A 20,134-nucleotide genomic window follows, 5' to 3' on the forward strand; every position below is an offset into this window, starting at 1 on the left:
CCCGGGCGGCCCGGCACCCTCGGCTCGCTCCTCATGCGGGCCCGAGAGGTAGAAGACAGCTCCACAACTCCTAGGCCCCTGCCTCCGGTCCGCCCGCCCCACCCGGCTCGTCCCGTGCCGTCTCGGCGGCGCAGGTGACGAACGCGCGGACCGAGCCGGTCTCGTTGGTCTCCAGCCATACCGGGGCCCAGCGCACGGGTGGGGCGTCACCGAGGGGGACGTAGGTGACGCCGGGACGGGGGTAGAAGCGGGCGGCGTGCTCTCCGACGGGGAAGACGCCCTGCCGGGAGGCGACGAGAGCGAGGATCTCCGAGAAGGTGCCGCCCTGCGGGCCCTGTCGTACCGGCCGTCCGGCCGGGGTGGCGGCGGGTACGCGGTAGAGCCGGGACTCCTCGGGGAGCGTGTCGGGCAACCGGATGACCGGGTAGTCGCCGAACACCTCGCGGGTCACCTGGGTGCGGCCGGCCAGACGGTGGCCGTGGGGGAGGGCGAGCACCTGCGGTTCGGACAGCAGCACCGGGCCCACCCGTACTCCGCGCACCGGCAGCGCGGTGATCAGCACGTCCACGGACCCGTCGAAGACCCGTTCGCACGCATCGTGGACCTGCGCCTCGTGGATCCGCACCTCGCAGTCGGGGTGCCGGGTTCCGAACAGGGCCGCCGCCTTGAGCAGAAGCTGGCCCGCGGCCGCCCCGACGAACGCGACCCGCAGCGTTCCCCGGACCTGCCGCCCGGCCTCCATGGCGCCACGCACAGCGGCGTCCATGCCCCGGACGTGGGGTTCGAGGTCGGCGACCAGACGCGCCCCGATCGCGGTCAGGGTGACGACCCTGCTCGTGCGGGTGAACAGGGCCGTTCCCAGGCGGCGCTCCACACTCTTCACCGTCCGGCTGACCTGGCTGGTGGTCAGCCGCAAGCGTTCGGCGGTGCGGCCGAAATGCAGCTCTTGGGCGAGGGTCAGAAGCACCTCCGCCTCGATCCGTTCCAGCACGTGGCCCCCCATCATTGCGCCGGGAGCAACGATCGTATCCGCTTTCGTCCTTGATGCCCTGCTCGCGCCGGTGAAACGTGGTCTCCGACACCGATCACCGAGGCCGCCGAGGCCGCCGAGGCCGCCGAGGCCGCCGAGAGCAAGGAGAGCGAATGACGCACCGCAGGATCGTGACCGGACTGTTCATCTCGGCCGACGGCGTGGTCGGCACCCCGGAGCAGTGGACCTTCCCGCACATGACGGATGAGGTCGGCGAAGTCATCGGCGGGCTGATCGCGGGGGCCGACACCATGCTGCTGGGCCGCACCACCTACGAGGAGTTCGCGGCCCACTGGTCGCAGCAGACCGGGCCGATGGCCGACGCCTTCAACGGGATGCGCAAGCTGGTGGCGTCCCAGACCCTCACCACGGCCGGCTGGGAGAACAGCGAGATCCTGGACGGCGATCTCGTTCAGCGCCTCACCGAGCTGAAGAGCACCCCGGGCCGGAACATCAACACCTCGGGCAGCATCTCCGTGGTCCGCACCCTCCTGGCCGCGGGCCTCCTCGACGACCTCCACCTGATGGTCTTCCCGCTCGTCCTCGGCACCGGCACCCGCCTCTTCCCCGACGAAGGCAAGCGGGTCGAGATGACCCTGGCCGGCACGCGCACATTCGACTCGGGCGTCGTCCACCTGCACTACCGGGTGGACCCGCCGCACTGAGCACGGAGCGAACGGAGACGAAGGGAGACGAAGGGAGACGAGGGGAGACGAGGGGAGACGAGGGGACGGAGGACAGCCCGGCACCGTCTCCTCCCCCTCCCCGCCCTGCGATTCCGCGATTCCGCGATTCCGCGATTCCGCGATGACCTTCGCCACCCGGTTCCGCGATGACTTCGCGCCCTCCCGCAGGTCATCTCCTCGAGCACGCGGCTCACCCGAGTACCTGGAGTGCCGCAGGCCCGCACCACTGCACACCTCGCACCGCCTCAGCCCGGAAGGACGAGTTCATGTCCCATACACTCCAGCCGCAGCCGACCACCGCCGTCCCCGCGACGGCCCGCCCCGCCCCCCGCCTGCTGCTCACCGGCGGCATCGTGGCGGGCCCCCTCTTCCTGCTCACGGGGTTCGTCCAGGGCGTGCTCCGGGACGGGTTCGACTTCTCCCGCAACGCACTCAGCCAGCTCAGCCTGGGCGACCTGGGCTGGATCCAGGTCCTCGCCTTCCTGCTCACCGGCGGCCTGGTCGTCGCGGGGGCGGCCGGGACACACCACGTACTGCGCGGCCGCACCGGCGGCGTCTGGGCGCCGCGCCTGCTCGGCGTCTTCGGCCTCTCGTTCGTGTGCGCGGCCTTCTTCAGCGCCGACCCCGGTGCCGGGTTCCCGGCCGGAGCACCCGAGGCCCGGGTCACCTCGCTGAGCACACACGGGGTCCTCCACCTGGTCACCGGCATGGTCGGCTACCTGGCGCTGTGCGCCGCGTTCCTCGTACTGGCCCGGTCCTTCGCCGCCGACGGCGAACGCAGGTGGGCACTCGCCTCCCGCCTTGTCCCGGTGGCCGTCCTGGCCGGGTTCGCCGCCTCCTCCGCCAGCGTGGCGGCCTTCACGATCGGCGCCGGGCTCGGCCTCCTCTGGCTCACCGTCCTCATGCTCCACCTGAACCGTTCCACCGGCACCAGACCGATGTGACCCACGCACCGCCGGGAGAGGCCGGCCGGACCGCACAGCCCGAAGGGCTCCGCCGACTGCTGCGCTTCGCTCGCGGAGACGTACGGGCTTCGGTCGCGGAAGGGCGAGTCCCTCCCGCCGTCGCCGTCGCCGTCGCCATCGGCGTCGGCGTCGGCGTCGGCGTCGGCGTCGGCGTCGCCCTCTGCGACGAAGCCCCGTCTGTCCGCTGCGGCTCCGGTCCGTACCGGGCCCGCCCGGGAGGGCGCCCCTCACCGCGGGGCGCCCTCCCGGGCTTCCAGATAGCGGAGCACCGCCCGGACCCGGCGGTGGGCGGCGGTCGTCCGCGGGAGGTCCAGCTTCTCGAAGATCGTGGCCGTGTGCTTCTCGACCGCCCGCTGCGAGATCCCCATCCGGGCGCCGATGGCCGCGTTGGTGAGCCCGGCGGCCATGTGGGAGAGGGTCTCGTGCTCGCGCGGGGTGAGCGCGTCCAGAGCGGGACGGGCGCCCAGCAGCCGGGAGACGACATCCGGGTCGAGCGCGGTACCGCCGTCGACCACCCGGTGGAGCGCCTCGACGAAGTCGTCGACGTCCAGCACCCGGTCCTTGAGGAGGTACCCGATGCCCGCCGGGCCGTCGGCGAGCAGTGTGTGCGCGTAGCTGGTCTCGATGTACTGCGAGAACAGCAGGATGCCCAGCCGGGGATGCCGACGGCGCAGCTCCGCGGCCGCGCGCAGCCCCTCGTCGCGCTGTGTGGGCGGCATCCGGATGTCGGCCACCACGGCGTCCGGGAGCGTACGGTCCACGGCCGCCAGCAGGGCCGCCGGATCACCCACCGCGGCGGCCACTTCCAGCCCCCGGTCGGTGAGCAGGCCCACCAACCCCTCCCGCACCACGACCGCGTCCTCGGCGATCACCAGCCGGAGTGCCGGACCTGTCCGGTTCGTCACCTGGTCGTCTCCCCCCGTGCTGCGGCGAACGGCAGCCGGACCAGCGCTCTGGTCGGGCCGCCGGGCGGGCTGTCGAGGGACAGTGTGCCGTCCACGGTGCGTACCCGCTCGGCCAACCCACGCAGCCCCGACGGACCGCCCGGCCGGGACGGGCCCGGCACCGCCCCGCCTCTCCCGTCGTCCTCGACCTCCAGCACCAGGACGTCCCCGCCCCCGGTGGCCTCCCGCTCGACCCGGACGGCGACCCCGACGCGGTGCGCACCCGCGTACCGGACCGCGTTGGCCAGCAGTTCGGCCGCGCAGAAGTACGCGATGGTCTCCACCGCCTCCGGCGGGCGCGGCGCACTCGACAGCTCGGCCCGCAACTCCACGCGCAGCGCCGGGGACTCGACGTCGGAGCGGAGCGAGGCGAGAGCGGGCGCGAGGCCGTTGTCGAGGACGGGCGGATGGATGCCGCGCACCAGGTCGCGCAGCTCGCCCAGCGCGGTGCGGGCCGAGGCGAGGGACTGCTCCACCAGGTCGCGGGCCTTGGCGGTGTCCGCCGCCGACGGTTCGGACGCACGGAGCGCCTCGGCCGCCCGGGTGAGCGCCATCGCCAGGGAGATCAGCCGCGCCTGTGCCCCGTCGTGCAGATCGCGTTCGATCCGGCGGAGGGTGGCGGCGGAGTCCCGTACGGCCAGGGCGCGGGTCTCCTCCAGGTCATGCACCCGGTCGGCGAGCGCACGGGACGGCGGGCCGAGAAGAGTGCGTGCCAGCAGCCGGACGAGGGCGGCCAGTCTGCGCCCCGCCCAGTCGGCCGCCACCAGCAGCAGCACCCCCGCGGCGGCCACGGCCAGCACCCGGGGCGTGCTGTCGAGCGGGACACTGCCGGTGAGTTCGAGGCCGCGGTGCCCGTTCTGCCGGACCGCGCGGAACCACAGCGGATAGGACAGCAGCGCCAGCCCGTACAGCCGCAGCGGCAGTTGGACGGCGAAGAGGAGCACTCCGAGGGGTACGTCGAGCGCGACGAAGGCCGCGCACCGCCACGCCGCCGCATCGTGGGCGGCGCGCAGCGGACGGGGCGCCGGGGGTGCGGGCACCTCTTGGCCGAGCAGACCGCGTACCAGCCCCCGGTGGACAGCCGCCAGCCGCTGCACGGCCGTCAGGACGAGGGAGAGGAAGGGCAGTCCGATCCGGGTCACACACAGCGCGCCGCCGACGACGAGCAGCGCCAGGGCCGGCACGCCCAGCAGCGCGGGGACGAGGGCCGCAGCCGCGTACACCGCGGCGCGGCACGCCGGGCGCGTCGCGGGCAGGCCGACGAGGGCAAGGGCTCGGGGCATGGGCGCTCAGGTTCTCCGTCGGCTGTCGGCTGGGGTTCTTCGTCGGCTGTCGGCTGGGGTTCTCCGCCGGCTGGCGGCCAGGGTTCTCCGCCGGCTGGCGGCCAGGGTTCTCCGCCGGCTCGGATTCTCCGCCGGGAAGCTGCCGCGGTGCGTGCGGGAGCTCATCTTCCGCCGCCGCCCGTCCGGGCCCGGACCCGCCCCGTGCCGCGGCCTCATCCGGGAGCCCGCCGCAGTTGCCCCGGCAGCGGAGCGAGCGTCGCGGCGAGCGCCAGGACGAGCACGCCCCCCGCCGCTGCGGCCCAACCGGTCGGTGGCAGCGCGGAGAGGGAAGCTCCCGCGGCGTCCCCCAGCGGGAGAGTCACGGCGAAGGCGACAGCGGCGCCCGCGCCGAACCCCGCGCAGGCGACGGTCAGCGCCTCCACCACCAGCATCCGCGCCACCTGGCCGGGTGCGGCGCCGATCGCGCGCAGCAGCGCGACCTCGGGCCGCCGTTCGGCGCTGAGCAACACCATGGTGTTGGCGGCGGCGCACGCGGCGAACGCGGCATAGAGGACCGTCGCGAACAGGTCGATCCACGAGGGTTCCGCGACCGCGGCCAGCGCCGCCGACTTGACCAGCGAGAACGCCACGACCAGCGCGACCGGTGTGACAGCGGCCGACAGCCGCCGGGCGGCGGCCCGCGTCTGCGCGAAGGCCAGTTCCGCCGCGGCGCCGCCGCCCAGCGCGCGGGGTGCGGTCAGCAGCCGCATCGGCCCGGCCAGCAGCCGGGCGGCCGCCCGGCCGATCACGGGCCCGGCGCAGCCCACCCCCACCAGGTAGGCCAGCAGCACCAGCGGCAGGTGCTCCCCCACGTCCTCGCGCGGCCCCGCCGCGGTGACCGCCGTGAGGGCCACGGCGCCGGACACGGCCAGTACCGCACCGAGCCCCCGTACGGCACCGGCGAGCGTCAGCCCGGGAAGCCACCCGGACGACCTGAGGGAGCGGGCGCCCGCCGCCTCGCCGAGCGCGTCCGCCGGGCGGGCCCGTGCGGCACGGTGCGCGGCCAGCAGACCGCCGAGCTGCGAGGTGACGAGCAGCACGCCCCCCGCCGCGAGCGCGGGCGGCCATCCGACGACGAGCGGAACCCCGGAGGGCAGCAGGCCGTGGGCGACCATCCCGTCCCGCCAGCCGTACGCCAGGACGCAGCCGAGCCCGTACCCGACGGGCAGCGCGGGCAGCGCGGTGCACAGCGCCTCGGTGGCGACCGCCCGCCGGATCTGCCACGGCAGCGCTCCCACGGCCCGCAGTACCGCGTTCTCCCGCGCCCGCGCGGCCACGGTCAGGGCCATGACCTGCGCGATGACGAAGACGGAGAGGTAGCACGTCACCACGGTGAAGCCGGCTCCCATGGCCGTGACCGCCTCGCGCTGCGGCCCGGACGGCAGCGGCCCCGCCGTCCGCAGCATCGCGACCGAGGCGGTGACGACCGCCGCGGAGAGGACCAGCACCGAGAAGACCCCGGCGAAGGCGGTGGGCCGGGCCCGCACCGAGGCCCGGGCGAGTCCGGTGGTCATGCGGCCCGGCCCGCCGCGGCACGGCCACCGTCCGCCGGGGGCACGGAACCGGCGCCGCCCACGGACTCCGGCCCGCTTCCCGGCCCGCTTCCCGGGCCGGGTCCGGACCGGGGGCCGGCTCCGGACCGGGTTCGTCCGGCCAGCGCGCGCATCCGGCGGGCGATGTGCGCGGCGGCACCGGTCCGGGCGTCACCGCTCCGGTCCCCCGCACCGTCGGCACCGTCCGCGCTGCCCGCACACACGTAGGTGTCCACCAGCATCCCGTCGGCCAGGAACAGCACCCGGTCGGCGTGCGCGGCCGCCGCGGGGTCGTGGGTGACCATCAGCACCGTGGCCCCCAGCATGTCCACCGCCCCGCGCAGCAGGCCCAGCATCTCCTCCGCCGTCGCCGGGTCGAGGGCGCCGGTGGGCTCGTCGGCGCACACGATCTCCGGTGCGGTCACCAGCGCGCGGGCCAGCGCGACACGCTGCTGCTGGCCGCCGGAGAGCTCCGCCGGGCGGCGCCCGGCGCGTTCGGCGAGACCCACCCGGCCCAGCGCCTCCCGGGCCAGCGTGCGGGCCCGGCGGCTGCCGGTGCCCGCCAGCCGCAGCGGCAGCCCCACGTTCTGCTCCGCCGTCAGCGCCGGGAGCAGGTTGAAGGACTGGAAGACGAAGCCGATCCGCTCCCGGCGCAGCCGGGTGAGGGCCCGCCGGCCCATCCCGGTCAGCTCCTGGCCGCCGAGCCGCACGCTGCCGGCCGTCGGCCGGTCCAGACCGACGGCGCACTGCAGCAGGGTGCTCTTGCCCGAACCCGAGGGACCCATCACTGCCGTGAAGCTTCCCCGCGGCAGCTCCACCTCGATGCCGCGCAGCGCCTCCACGGCCGCGCCGCGCCGCCCGTAGCGCCGGGTCACACCTGTCAGGGCGAGGGCTGCGGGCGGGCCGCCCGCGGCTGCGCTGCCCGCGCGCCGGTACGTCTCGTCGTCCACGTTCATCATGGCTGCGACGCTACGGAGCCCCGGATCGGCCCACGAGGGAGCAGACACCCCGGTCCGGGGTTCGGAATCACCGAACCGGCGGCGGTGCCCCGGGGCTCACCGGAGGGGTGCCGCGCGGTTCACAGCCAGCCGTTTCTGCGGAACGCGCGGTACATGGCCACGCAGGTCACGGCGATGACGACCAGGACCAGCGGGTAGCCGACGCGCCAGTGCAGCTCCGGCATGCGGTCGAAGTTCATCCCGTATATGCCGCAGACCATCGTGGGGACGGCGACGATGGCGACCCAGGCGCTGATCTTGCGCATGCCCTCGTTCTGGGCGGTGGAGACCTGCGCCAGATGGGCCTGGAGGATCGAGTCGAGCAGCGCGTCGAAGGAGGCGATCTGCTCGGTGACCCGGGCGAGGTGGTCGGCGACGTCCCGGAAGTACTTGCGTATCTCGGGGTCGATGAGCCGGTTGGGGCGGTCGGACAACAGCTCCAGCGGCCGGGCCAGCGGAAGGGTGGCGCGCTTGAGCTCCAGCAGCTCGCGCTTGATCTGGTAGACCCGGCTGGTGCCGGAGCCGCCTCCGCTGCCGCTGCCCCCGAAGGGCGCCTCGGACGCGAAGACCTGGCTCTCCAGCTCGTCGATGTCGGTCTGCACCTCGTCGGCGACCAGCAGGTAGTCGTCCACGACCCGGTCGGCGATCGCGTGCAGCACCGCGGCCGGGCCCTGCGCCAGCCGCTCCGGGTCGGACTCCAGCTCCTCGCGGAGCGGGCCGAGGGAGCCGTGCCGCCCGTGCCGGACGGTGATCACGAAGTCGGCTCCGGTGAAGACGACGATCTCGCCGGTGTCCACCACCTCGCTGGTGGTGGACACCTTCTCGTGCTCCACATAGCTGACCGTCTTGAGGACCGCGAACATCATCTCGCCGCCGAACCACTCCGCCTTCGGCCGCTGATGGGGTTCGAGCGCGTTCTCCACCGCGAGCGGGTGCAGCCCGAACAGTTCGGTGATGCCCTCGAACTCGGCCTCTCCCGGCTCGTGCAGCCCGATCCACACGAAGCCGCCGTCACCGCTGCCGTCGTCCCTGTCGTCCGCGGCGCCGCCCTTGCGGACGCAGGCCAGCGCCTCTTCCACGCCGCACTCCGCCATCAGCCGCGTGCCCTCGCGGTCGTAGGCCACACAGCTCACCACGGAGGTGCCCAGCGGGGAGCGCACCGGGTGGGACAGGTCCACCGCGGGGCGCGGCACGCGGGGCCGCACCACCCTGCGCAGGCTGCGCACCACCGGCACCGTGGGCATGGGGGCTCCTCGGACTGCTCGTCGTTCCTTGCTCTCCCCCAACTGTGCCCGGATTCCCCCACCGAATGCGTGCCCCCACGCGGCCGGCACCGGACGCGGGAACCGGCCACCGGACCGGCCACCGGAACCGACCGGCGGGGGACGCCGCGGTGCCGGCCTCCCCGCGTCCGGGGCATCGCTAGGGGATCAGGACGACCTTGCCCGTGGTCTCGCGCTGCTCCAGGGCCTTGTGGGCGCGGGCGGCCTCGGCGAGCGGGAAGGAGTGGGTGGTGTGGGTGAAGTCGCCCGCGGCGGTGCGGCGGAGCGCCTCGGCCCGGTGGTCCGCGATGCGCTCGGGGTGGGCGAGCATGCCGCGGAGGGCGTCGATGTGGGTGACCTCGCGGGCCGCCAGTTCATCGGCGGCCGGGGTGAACTCGGCACCGGAGATCGCGCCGTAGGTCACGAAGCGGCCGCCGGTGCCGAGCAGGCCGAACGCGGTGCGGGCCTGCTCGCCGCCGACTCCGTCGAGTACGGCGGTGACGGAGCGGCCACCACCCGGCCCGGCCAGCCAGTCGGCGACCGCCTGCTGCCAGTCGGGGCGGGTGTAGTCGACGGCCAGGTCCGCGCCGAGTTCCCGGACGGCCGCGGTCTTCTCCGGGCCCCCGGCGGCCCCGATCACCACGGCGCCCAGCGCGCGGGCGTGCTGGACCAGCAGCCGCCCCATGCCGCCCGCCGCCGAGTTGACCAGCACCACGTCGCTCCCGCCCAGACCGGCCTGGGCGAGCACCGCGACGGTCGTCCCGCCGGTGACGATCGCGGCGACCGCGGCCTTGTGGTCGAGCCCGGCGGGGCGCTCCAGCACCTCGGCGAGGTCCGCGACGGCGAGCTCCGCGTAGCCGCCGGGGGAGCCCTTCGCGGTGACCACGTCGCGGCCCAGCCACTCGGCCCCGACGTCGGGGCCGACCGCGTCGACGCGCCCGGAGACCTCGCCGCCGAACACGGCGGGCAGCTCGGGGAGCGGCGGTACGAGGCCCTCGGTCACCCCGGCGCGCAGGACGGTCTCGATGGCGTGGACCCCGGCCGCGCGGACGGCGATCCGGACCTGGCCCGGTCCGGGTTCGGGGTCGGGCAGCGTCTCGTGGCGGAGGTTCTCGGCGGGGCCGAAGGTGTGCAGGACGACGGCGTGCATGGCGATGCCTTCCGGCTGGGGACTCTCGCTGGCTGCGAGAACCCCACCCTGCAACTTGAACTTCACTTCAAGTCAAAGCGTGGTGGCCGCCGCGCCGCGCCGGGGTCCGCCGCAGTCCGCCGCGGCGCCGCCTCACGGTGTCAGCTCGCGCGCCCGCTCCTGGGTGAGGTAGGCGTCCGTGGCCTCCATGTCCTGGAGGGTCGCGGGGCGGCGCGAGAGGAAGCCGGTGCGCAGGAAGTCGTCACCCATCAGCGCGTTGAGGTTCCAGTTCGCCACCGTGCGGACCTTCGCCGTGAAGGTGGGCAGCGCCATCAGGTGGTAGCCGCGGGTGATGACCTGCGCGGGGAACCCGGAGAACTCGTACCCCAGCGGACGGGCCACCGCGTTGGTCCCGCCGAGGTCCACGACCAGCCCGAGATCCTTGTGCCGGTAGGGCGCCATGGGCTGGCCCCGCAGCGCGGCGATCAGATTGCGGGCCATGTGCTTGCCCTGGCGTCCGGCGTGCTGCGCGGTGGGCGGGCACACCGCGCCGCCGACCTTCGTCAGATCCGGCACCGCCGCCGCGTCGCCCAGCGCATACACACCGGGGTGGCCGGGCACCGTGAAGTCCGCGTTGACCGCGAGCCGCCCCTTGATCGTCTCCGCGTCCAGGGTGCTGATCAGCGGACTGGCGGCGACACCCGCCGTCCAGATCAGGGTGCGGGAGGGCAGCACCCGGTTGTCGGTCAGCGTGATCCGCCGCTCGGTCGCCTTGGCGACCGAGACCCCCAGCGACACGTCCGTCCCCCGCTCGCGCAGGATCTGCTGGGCGCGCCGCCCCAGCTTCTCGCCCAGCTCCGGCATCAGCTTGGGGGCGATGTCCAGCAGATGCCACTTGATCAGGTCGGGGTCGAGCCGCGGATAGCGCTTGGCGGCGGAGTTGGTCAGCCGCTGCAGGCAGGCGACGGTCTCGGTGCCCGCGTAGCCGCCGCCGACCACCACGAACTGCAGCCGCTCGGCCCGCTCCTGCTCGTTGGTGCTGGCCGCCGCCAGATCGAGCTGGGCGATCACGTGGTCGCGCACATAGGCCGCCTCGGCGAGCGTCTTCATCCCCCGGGCCTGCTCGTTCAGACCCGGGATGTCGAAGCTGCGGGTGACGCTGCCGGGGGTGAGGATCAGCCGGTCGTAGGGCTGGTTGACGGTCTCGCCGCTGATGAGGCGGACCACGCACATCCGGTCGTGCGGATCGATCCCGATGACCATGCCGGGAACGATGGAGGTCCGGTGCACCAGCCTGCGCAGCGGCGGCGCGACCGACTGCGGGGTGAGCACCCCGGCGGCGACCTGCGGGAGCAGCGGGAGGTACAGCTCGTAGCTGGCGGGGGTGACCAGGCTGATCTCCGCCTCTTCGGGCCGCAGCCCCCGCTCCAGACCGCGTGCGCACTCGACTCCGGCGAAGCCGCCGCCGACGATCAGAATCCTGGTTCGCTCCATGGCTGCACCTGCACCCGCGAGGTTGGCGTGATGGGGGGCGTTCCGCCTGATTTCGGCATCTCTGTCGCCGATGCCCTGCCGTCACCCTCGCACGGGTACGCGGGCCCCGCCACCGCGCACGGGCCCCCACGGCCCCCACCGGGCCGCCCCCCACCGAGCCGGGGCGAACCGGGCCGGGGCGGACCGGGCCGGGCGGACCGGGCCGGTGCCGCGAGGGGTGCGGACCGGGCCGGGCCCCGCCGGACGTCACCGACGGGGCCCGCGCTCCTGCTGTCCGGCTCCAGCGCCACCCGCCCGCGCGTGCGGCCGGGGTCAGCGTCCGACGTGGGAGCCGTCCTCGGGCCAGACGGCCACCACCGCCGGGCGCACATAGTGGCCCGGTCCGTCCGGCCAGGTGGAGGCGGGCTTCTCCACCGAGGCGCCGTCCACCTCGCCCGGGTGCTGGACCGCGACCAGCACCCGGCGGTCCTGCACCAGCGGCCCGCAGGTCTCCGCGCCGGTGGGGACCGTCAGGAACTGCCGGACCTCGCCGCGCCGCGGCCCGGCCGTGGCGACACCGTGCAGCCCGTCGTGCGAACCGAGCTTGTTGCCGTCCGTGGAGATCCACAGGTTGCCGTAGTCGTCGAAGGTGACGTTGTCGGGGCAGGAGATCGGGCTGACCTGGTCCTTGGGGAAGCCGCCGAAGTAGGTTCCCGGGTCCTGGGGGTCGCCGCAGACCAGGAAGAGCCGCCAGGAGAAGGTCCGCGAGGTCGGGTCGTTGCGGCGCTCGGCGAACTCCAGCACCTGGCCGTGCTTGTTGGCGTTGCGCGGGTTGGCCTCGTCGGGCCCCGGCTTGCCGTCCTTGCCGCGGTCGGTGTTGTTGGTCAGCGCCACGTACACCCGGCCGGTGCGGGGGCTGGGCTCGATGTCCTCGGGGCGGTCCATCTTCGTGGCACCGGCCTTGTCGGCGGCCAGCCGGGTGAAGACGTACACCTCCTCGGCGGTCATCCCCGGCACGAACGACCGGTCCCCGGCGGCCAGCGGGATCCACCGGCCGCTGCCGTCGAACTCGCCGTCCTCGGGCAGCGTGCCCGCGCCGTCGATCTCGTCCGCCGGGCTGTCACCGGTCAGCTTGGCGACGTAGAGCGTGCCCTCGTCCAGCAGGGACAGGTTGTGCCGCCGGTCCTCGGCGCTCTTCCCGCGCCGCATCCGGTTCTTGGAGACGAACTTGTAGAAGTAGTCGAAGCGCTCGTCGTCGCCCATGTAGACGACGGCGTGCCCGTCCCGGGACAGCCGCGGCTGGGCCGCCTCGTGCTTGAACCGGCCGAGCGCCGTGTGCTTGCGGGGCGTGGAGTCGGGGTCGTACGGGTCCAGCTCCACCACCCAGCCGAAGCGGTGCACCTCGTTCGGCTCCGCGGTCAGGTCGAACCGCTCGTCGAACTCCTCCCAGCGCCGCCCGCTGGCGCCGCCCGAGATGCCGTACCGCTTGAGCGTGGCGGCGCGCTCGGGGTCGGTCACCCGCTCCGCGTTGGCGAAATACTGGTTGAAGTTCTCCTCGCCGGAGAGCACCGTGCCCCACGGCGTGGTGCCGCCCGAACAGTTGTTGAGCGTCCCCAGCACCCGGCGCCCGCTCGGGTCGGCCTTCGTGCGCAGCAGCGCACTGCCCGCGGCCGGGCCGGTGACCTGGAACTCGGTGGTGGCGGTGACCCGGCGGTTGAGCGGGTGGCGGGGCACGGCGTGCAGCGCTCCGGTACGCCGCTCACCGGCGACCGCGACGACGGACAGGCCGTGCGCGGCCCAGGCGATCTCGACCTGCTCGCGGGTGGGCTGCTCCGGGTCGTACCCGGCGAACATCAGCTCCTCGTCGGTGTACTCGTGATTGGCCACCAGGAGCTGGTCGGCGCCGTGACCGTGGCTGTGGCCGTGGTGCCGGGAGTCCAGCGGGAGCAGCGTGAGGAAGTCGTTGTTGTAGCCGAACTGCCCTGCCTGGGCCTTCGCGCTCTGCCGCGTCGGGTCGAAGTCCGGCGCCCCGCGCAGGACCGGTTCGCCCCAGCGGATGACGACGTTCTGCCCGTAGCCCTCCGGAACGGTCACCGTGTCCGCGGTGTTGGGCGCGACGGGCTCGAACCGCAGGCCCTTGGCCGGCTTGCCGTGCGGCCCGCCGTGCGGGTGGTGCCCCTTGCCCTGCGGCGCGGCGACGGCGCTCCCGGCGCCGGGACCGGCGATCCCGGCGCTCGCGGCCGCGGCGGCGACCCCGAGGACGGCACCGGCGCGCAGCACCGAGCGGCGGGAGAGGGCCCGGGCGATGACGTCACCCGCGTACTCGTTGGTGCTGGTGTTGGGCACCTCGTGGAAGCAGGCGTCGCCGCAGCGGTAGCGGCAGGTCATCGCCGACCTTCCCGTCGGGTGCGCGGTGAGCAGCGGCAGCGGCTTTCGCATGGTCGTTCCTCCGGTCCGGGCGCGGGATGCGCTTGTACGCCGTACGCCGCCGTGACGCTAAGGCCGCGGATACGCGGCAGGGCGACCGCGGAATGAACCGCGGGTGAATACGGCGCCGTCACCCGCAACCGCCGCCGACCGGACGGGAGGATGCTCCTGTGGATGTCAGACGGGAGGCCGGCCGCCGCGGCGGCTGCCGTCCTCGCGCTCCTCGTCCCATGCCAGCCGCATCGCTTCCGCATGGGCGATCGTCTCGCCGATCCACTCGGGGGCCAGCGAGGTCTTCGCGTAGTCGCGGGCGCAGGGCAGGCACGCGTACGCGCTGCCGCCGGGCCCGGAACCCGTCTCGATGATCGCGATCAGGGCCCGGTGCCGCACCGGCAGACCGCAGCGGCAACACGTGCCCGGGTTGGGACCCTCGGCGTGCACGCCGCCACCTCCTTCGCCGTCACTCTCGTCGCTCGACCGCCACATTGCACACGACACCTGCGGTGTATCACCGTGCGTGACGCCCTCGGCGGGGCGGCGTGCGTGGGGGCACACGTCCCGCCACCAGGGCCGACCTCCGCCCCTGTTGCATCGTGCCCGGGGCATGCCCGGGTTGGAGCGATCGTCGTCGTCTCCGTGCACATATGTAGCCGATCGATGACCGTTGTTCTTCCCTTGCCACGCTCCCCACCAAGAGTGACCGCTCGATCGGCCGCTTGACGCCCGGGTGCCGAAAACAACACGGCCCCCTCCGGATGTGTACGGAGGGGACCGTGTCGGATGTGCAGGGGGCACGGGCGGGCCACCCGGACCGGGCGGCCTGCTGTGCCCTGTTCGGCCTACTCGGCCCATGCGGCCTATTCGGCCTGCTTGGCCTTCTCAGCCTGCTTGACCTGCGGAGGCTTGCGCAGCGAAAGGTGGAGTTCGCGCAGCCGCGCCTCGTCGACCTCGCTCGGGGCGCCCATCATCAGGTCGAGCGCGTTGTTGTTGAGCGGGAAGGCGATGGTCTCGCGGATGTTGGGCTCGTCCGCGAGCAGCATGACGATGCGGTCGATGCCCGGCGCGATCCCGCCGTGCGGCGGGGCGCCGAAGCGGAAGGCACGCAGCATGCCGCCGAACTCGCGCTCGACGTCCTCCTCGGAGTAGCCCGCGATGCCGAACGCCTCGAACATGATCTCCGGTTCGTGGTTCCGGATCGCACCGGAGGACAGCTCGACGCCGTTGCAGACGATGTCGTACTGCCAGGCCAGCACATCCAGCGGGTCCTTGGTGCGCAGGGCCTCAAGGCCGCCCTGGGGCATCGAGAACGGGTTGTGCGAGAACTCGATCTCGCCGGTCTCCTCGTCCTTCTCGAACATCGGGAAGTCCACGATCCAGCAGAACCGGAAGACGTTCTCCTCGAAGTGCCCGGCGCGCTTGGCGGCCTCGACACGGACCGCGCCCATGATCTTGGAGACCTCGTCGAACTCACCGGCGCCGAAGAAGACCGCATGGCCGGGGACGAGGCCCAGCGTGTCGGTGAGCGCCTTGACGTCGTCCTCGGTGAGGAACTTGGCGATCGGCCCCGCCAGCGAGCCGTCCTCGCCGACCCGCACCCAGGCCAGACCCTTGGCACCCTGCTCGACGGCGAAGTCGCCCAGCGAGTCGAAGAACTTGCGCGGCTGGGCCGCGGTGTCCGGCACCGCCAGCGCCCGGACGTGCTTGTCGGCGAACGCCTTGAACCCGGAGCCGGCGAAGAGCGCGGAGACGTCGGTCAGCTCCAGCCGGGCACGCAGATCCGGCTTGTCCGAGCCGTACTTGACCATCGCCTCGCGGAACGGGATGCGCGGGAACGGCGAGGTGACCTCGCGGCCCTCGCCCAGCTCCTGGAACAGCTCGGTCATCAGGGTCTCGATGACCTCGAAGACGTCCTCCTGCTCGACGAAGCTCATCTCCATGTCGAGCTGGTAGAACTCGCCCGGCGAGCGGTCGGCGCGCGCGTCCTCGTCGCGGAAGCAGGGCGCGATCTGGAAGTAGCGGTCGAACCCGGCGATCATCAGGAGCTGCTTGAACTGCTGCGGCGCCTGCGGCAGCGCGTAGAACCTGCCCGCGTGCAGCCGGGAGGGGACGAGGAAGTCGCGGGCGCCCTCGGGAGAGGTGGCCGAGAGGATGGGCGTCGCCATCTCGTTGAAGCCCTGCGCGACCATCTTCTCGCGGATGGCGGCGATCACCTTGCTGCGCAGCATCACATTGCGGTGCATGCGCTCCCGGCGCAGGTCGAGGAAGCGGTACTCCAGCCGCCGCTCCTCGTTGACGCCGTCCTCGGCGTTGATGGTGAACGGGATCTGCTCGGCCCCGCCCAGCACCTCGACCTCGGTGACCTCCACCTCGATCTCGCCGGTGGGCAGCTCGGGGTTGACGTTCTCCGCACCGCGGGCCGTGACCTTGCCGTCCACCCGCAGGACCGACTCCTTGGCCAGCGAGCCGAGCTGCTCGTCGATCTCACTGGACTCGTCCCGGACCACGAGCTGGACGATGCCGTGGTGGTCGCGCAGATCGATGAAGAGGATGCCGCCAAGGTTCCGGCGATTGTGCAGCCAGCCGCTCAGCCGGACGTCAGTGCCGACGTCCGAGGCGCGAAGCTCGCCGCAGGTGTGGGACCGGTACCGATGCATCATTCATCCAAGTCGTTCGGCTCAGGGGTCACAGTGGAGTGCCCCTCAGAGTACCGCCCTGGGCCACCCCGCCTCGCCCCCGTTTCCCCAACCCGACGACTCTGCATAAAGTGGTGCAATGCGCACCGACGACGCCCTGGCTGTCCTGGGCGCCGGGCTCTGGACCTGGGACAACGCCACCGGTCTGGTGACGCTCGACGCCCGCGCGGCCCGCCTCCTGGGGATCGCCGAGGAGCCGCCGGAAGCGCAGACCGGCACCCACCCCGCCCGCACCTTCTCCGGCAGCGCGGTCCGCTCCCACCTGCACGCCGTCGACTACGTCGGCTTCCAGGGCATCGTCACCCTCGCGCTGGCCGAGCACACCACCGCCGAGACACTGCTGCGGGTGGTGGACGCCGACGGGCAGGTCCGGCGGACCGTCCGCGTCGTACTGCGCCCCCTGCCTCCTGGCGCCCAGGAAGCCCCGGACCTCCCGGAGGCTCCCGACGCCCCGGCCGCCGCAGCGCGGGGCGGCGCAGGGACGCCCGAGACCGCCACCGCGCTGACCGGGCTGCTCTACGAGGTGCCCGAGCCGGAGAGCGCGGCCCGGCCGGAGGAGCCGCAACACCCCTCGGCGGCGGCCCGCGGCCCCGGCGGCCGCACACCGGGCGCGGAAGCCGCCGGAGGACGCGCCTCCCCGCGCCTCGCCGCCGGAACCGCCCGGGGGCCGCGGTCTGCGGCCGAGTGGGACTGGCGGCGCAACCGCGAAGCGTTCCTGCTGGACACCGGGCGGGCGCTGGCCGAGGCGTACACCACGGCCGACGTGCTGCGGGTCGCCTCGTCGCTGGCCATGCCGGGCTTCTCTCCCGAGACGCTGGCCGTCTTCGTCGTCAGCGGTGACCGGCTCACCGTCTACGGCGCCTCCCCCGGCGCACCCCCGCGGCCCGGCCACCCGTCCGTGCCCGGCGGCGGCTACGGGCCACGCGGCAGCGGCTCCCGGCTGCACCTCTCGGACCCGGACCCGGCGGCCGAGGCGGTGCGCACGGGCCGCGCCGTCTACCTGCACGACCCCGCCGAATACACCGGCCGCTTCCCCGCCGCACGCCCCGCCGAGTCCCAGCCCGGGCACGCCGCGTGGGCATTCCTGCCGCTGACCGTCGCCGGGCGCACGATCGGCGCGTGGATGGCGGCCTTCGCCCGGCCCGTCGCCTTCACCCCGGACGAGCGCGCCCTGCTGACCACAGTGGCGCGGATGCTGGCGCAGTCCCTCTCGCGGGCCATGCTGAACGAGTCCGAGCGGGAGCTGTCGGCCCGCCTCCAGCGGGTGATGCGGCCCGCGCACAGCCCCGCCGTCCCCGGCATGGACCTGGCGGCGCGGTACGTACCGACCGGCGGCGGCCTGCAGATCGGCGGCGACTGGTACGACGTCATCCCGCTGCCCTCCGGCCGCACCGCGCTGGTCATCGGCGACGTCCAGGGCCACGATGTGCGCGCGGCGAGCATCATGGGCCAGTTGCGGGTGGCGGTACGCGCCTACGCCTCCGAGGGGCACCACCCGGACGCGGTGCTCTCCCGCGCCTCCCGCTTCCTGCACGGCATGGGCGCCGGCGAACGCGTCAACGCACCGCCTCCCACCGCACCGGCCGAGGAGACGGCGGACCACACGCCGCTCGGCGCGGCCGCGCCGTCCGAGCCCGCCGAACACCCCGAGCCGCGGTTCGCCACCTGCCTCTACGTCGAGGTGGACCAGGAGACCGGAGCACTGGACGTCGCCCGCGCCGGGCACCCGGACCCCGCGGTGCAGCTTCCGGACGGACCGCTGCTGGTCCGCTCCACCGCCGGGGGCCTGCCGCTGGGCATCGAACCCGACGCGGAGTACCCCGTCAGCCGGCTGGTGCTGGAGCCGGGGGAGCGGCTGCTGATGTGCACCGACGGGCTGATCGAGGCGGGCGGCCACGACCTGGGGACGGGGTGGGAGCGGATCAGCCGGGTCGCCGAGGAACTGGCCGGGCAGCTCAGGCAGACCGGGCAGGCCGCCGGGGGTCCGGCGCTCGAGCAGCTCGCCGACGCCCTCGTGCAGGCCGTGCAGGGCGGCCGCGACACCTCCTGGGGCCCGGCCGGTCCGCCCGCCGACCGGCGCGAGGACGACATCGCGCTGCTGCTGCTCTCCCGCAGCGCCACCGGCGCGGCCGCCCCGGCGGCCGGGGCGCCGCTCACTGTCCGGCGCACGGTGCTGACCGTCGCGCAGGCCCAGCCGGACCGGATCGCCGACGCCCGCCACCAACTCCACGACCTGCTGCACGACTGGTGCGATCCGGACCAGGTGGACGGCGCCGTCCTGATGCTCTCGGAGATGCTGACGAACGTCCTGGTGCACACGGACGGGGACGCGGTGCTGGTGGCGGAGATCACCGTGCCGCCGCAGGGCGAGGGCCGCACCCTCTGGGTCGGGGTCTCCGACCCCAGCGACGAGCTGCCGCACCGCCGCAGCCCGGGGGAGCTCGCCTCCTCGGGGCGGGGGCTGATGCTGCTGGGCATGCTCGCCGACCGGTGGGGCGTGGACCCGCGCGGGGAGGGCAAGCGCACCTGGTTCGAGATCCACGAGCGGGACCCGGCCACCGCAGCGGGCGAGGACCACGCCGTCCCGGGCGGGAGCCCCACGGGCGAGGGAGCCGCGGGCGGAGGACCTGCGGGCGGAGGACCTGCGGACGCAGCAGCGCGGGAGAGCTCCGGGGAGCCGTCCCTGGACCGGTGGGAGGACCTGGACGCGGACGTCCCGCTGCCGCTCCCGCCGTACGAGGACTGAGGGCCCGAGGACACTGGGCGCGTGGGGGGCTGGGGACGCTGAGGGCGTGGGAGGGGCGCGGGGCGTGGGGCGGGCCGCGGAGCCCAGGGCGGCAGGCGGCTCCGGGGGAGGGCGCGGCAGACCGGCGTGCCGTAGCAGCCCGGCGGCGGGGCGGCGGGGGCCCGGCGGCGGGGCGCGCGTTGGCGCGAGTGCCCGCGCGCGGCGGCGGCCGCGCGCCTGTCGGCTCAGCCGTACATCCGCCGCATCGCGAAGTCGACCATCTCCTCGACGGCCTTGGCGTCGAAGACCACCCGGTGCTCACCCTCCATGTCGAGCACGAAGCCGTAGCCCGACGGCAGCAGGTCGAGGACCTCGGCACCGGTGATGACGAAGTACTTCGACTCCTTGCCGGCGTAGGCGCGCAGCTCCTTGAGGGTGCTGAACATCGGGATGACCGGCTGCTGCGTGTTGTGCAGCGCGAGGAACCCGGGGGTGTCGCCGCGCGGGCAGTAGACCTTCGAGGTGGAGAAGATGCCCTGGAAGTCCTCGGCGCTCATCGAGCCCGTCGTGAAGGCCCGGATCGACTCCTGGAGGGAGGGCGGCGACGGCTCGGGGTAGAGCGGCTGCTGCACTCCCGGCTGGCCGTACTGCGGCGGACCCTGGTGCGCTCCGTACGGCGGCGGGGGCGGCGCCTGGTGACCTTGCTGACCGGGATGCGGGCCGTGCCCGGCGTGCTGGTAGCCGTGCCCGCCGTGGCCCTGCCCGTGGCCTTGTCCGGGCTGGGGCCCGTGGCCCTGTCCGGGTGGGGCACCGGTCTGGTCGTAACCGTACATAGCGAAAAGAGTAACGAGTCACAGAGGGGTGGTGAGGGGTTGCTTCTTATTACCGACGGGTAGCATCATCTGTGGGACTACCGACAAGTACGAGCGAGCCACTACGGAGCCGTCG

At 73.9% G+C, this 20,134-nt stretch carries 15 protein-coding genes; 3 read left to right on the top strand and 12 right to left on the bottom strand.

All coding sequences use genetic code 11. The features are described 5' to 3' along the window. Positions 1–70: 70 nt before the first annotated feature. The gene (locus BMX65_RS05400; RefSeq protein ID WP_074999273.1) at positions 71–991 is read right to left on the bottom strand and encodes a LysR family transcriptional regulator; all 921 of its coding nucleotides are present in this window, start codon (positions 989–991) and stop codon (positions 71–73) included. A 152-nt stretch (positions 992–1,143) separates the two neighbouring features. Between BMX65_RS05400 and BMX65_RS05405 the strand changes: the two genes are divergently transcribed. Together BMX65_RS05405 and BMX65_RS05410 are read left to right on the top strand one after the other, a co-directional pair. Further along, on the top strand, positions 1,144–1,695 hold the full coding sequence (locus BMX65_RS05405; RefSeq protein WP_074998982.1) for a dihydrofolate reductase family protein: 552 nt from the start codon (positions 1,144–1,146) through the stop codon (positions 1,693–1,695). 287 nt (positions 1,696–1,982) lie between these two features. Next, positions 1,983–2,660 (top strand): DUF998 domain-containing protein, encoded by a 678-nt coding sequence (locus BMX65_RS05410; protein WP_074998983.1) that lies wholly within the window; start codon positions 1,983–1,985, stop codon positions 2,658–2,660. Positions 2,661–2,908: 248 nt separating this feature from the next. On the opposite strand, the gene BMX65_RS05415 is transcribed toward BMX65_RS05410, so the two are convergent. The 10 genes from BMX65_RS05415 to aspS all read right to left on the bottom strand — a co-directional run bounded on the left by BMX65_RS05415 (position 2,909) and on the right by aspS (position 16,422). Beyond that, complete coding sequence (locus BMX65_RS05415) at positions 2,909–3,586, bottom strand: response regulator (protein WP_074998984.1); 678 nt, start codon at positions 3,584–3,586, stop codon at positions 2,909–2,911. Continuing rightward, on the bottom strand, positions 3,583–4,908 hold the full coding sequence (locus tag BMX65_RS05420; protein ID WP_079171704.1) for a sensor histidine kinase: 1,326 nt from the start codon (positions 4,906–4,908) through the stop codon (positions 3,583–3,585). Before BMX65_RS05420 ends, BMX65_RS05415 begins: the two co-directional genes overlap by 4 nt. 212 nt (positions 4,909–5,120) lie before the next feature. After that, positions 5,121–6,461 (bottom strand): ABC transporter permease, encoded by a 1,341-nt coding sequence (locus BMX65_RS05425; RefSeq protein ID WP_074998985.1) that lies wholly within the window; start codon positions 6,459–6,461, stop codon positions 5,121–5,123. Continuing rightward, complete coding sequence (locus tag BMX65_RS05430) at positions 6,458–7,438, bottom strand: ABC transporter ATP-binding protein (RefSeq protein ID WP_079171705.1); 981 nt, start codon at positions 7,436–7,438, stop codon at positions 6,458–6,460. The genes BMX65_RS05425 and BMX65_RS05430 overlap by 4 nt, the downstream gene beginning before the upstream one ends. A gap of 119 nt (positions 7,439–7,557) precedes the next feature. Next, entirely contained in the window at positions 7,558–8,721 is a 1,164-nt protein-coding gene (locus BMX65_RS05435; protein WP_074998986.1) for a magnesium and cobalt transport protein CorA, read from the bottom strand. Positions 8,722–8,899: 178 nt separating this feature from the next. Then, positions 8,900–9,889, bottom strand: a complete 990-nt coding sequence (locus tag BMX65_RS05440; RefSeq protein ID WP_074998987.1) for a zinc-binding dehydrogenase — start codon at positions 9,887–9,889, stop codon at positions 8,900–8,902. Positions 9,890–10,021: 132 nt separating this feature from the next. Continuing rightward, entirely contained in the window at positions 10,022–11,362 is a 1,341-nt protein-coding gene (locus BMX65_RS05445; protein WP_074998988.1) for an NAD(P)/FAD-dependent oxidoreductase, read from the bottom strand. Positions 11,363–11,674: 312 nt separating this feature from the next. Further along, positions 11,675–13,780: a PhoX family protein gene (locus BMX65_RS05450; RefSeq protein ID WP_074998989.1), complete on the bottom strand. Its 2,106-nt coding sequence runs from the start codon at positions 13,778–13,780 to the stop codon at positions 11,675–11,677. A gap of 165 nt (positions 13,781–13,945) precedes the next feature. Beyond that, positions 13,946–14,209 carry a hypothetical protein gene (locus BMX65_RS05455; RefSeq protein WP_074998990.1) on the bottom strand — a complete coding sequence of 88 codons (264 nt, stop codon included), beginning with the start codon at positions 14,207–14,209 and terminating at the stop codon, positions 13,946–13,948. Between the two features lie 416 nt (positions 14,210–14,625). Next, complete coding sequence (gene aspS / locus BMX65_RS05460) at positions 14,626–16,422, bottom strand: aspartate--tRNA ligase (protein ID WP_074999275.1); 1,797 nt, start codon at positions 16,420–16,422, stop codon at positions 14,626–14,628. A 118-nt stretch (positions 16,423–16,540) separates the two neighbouring features. On the opposite strand from aspS, the gene BMX65_RS05465 reads away from it, so the two are divergent. Then, entirely contained in the window at positions 16,541–19,207 is a 2,667-nt protein-coding gene (locus tag BMX65_RS05465; RefSeq protein WP_074998991.1) for an ATP-binding SpoIIE family protein phosphatase, read from the top strand. A 224-nt stretch (positions 19,208–19,431) separates the two neighbouring features. On the opposite strand, the gene BMX65_RS05470 is transcribed toward BMX65_RS05465, so the two are convergent. Beyond that, positions 19,432–20,019 carry an SseB family protein gene (locus BMX65_RS05470; RefSeq protein WP_074998992.1) on the bottom strand — a complete coding sequence of 196 codons (588 nt, stop codon included), beginning with the start codon at positions 20,017–20,019 and terminating at the stop codon, positions 19,432–19,434. Positions 20,020–20,134: the final 115 nt, after the last annotated feature.

The organism is Streptomyces qinglanensis (assembly GCF_900111245.1).
Classification (GTDB): domain Bacteria; phylum Actinomycetota; class Actinomycetes; order Streptomycetales; family Streptomycetaceae; genus Streptomyces; species Streptomyces qinglanensis.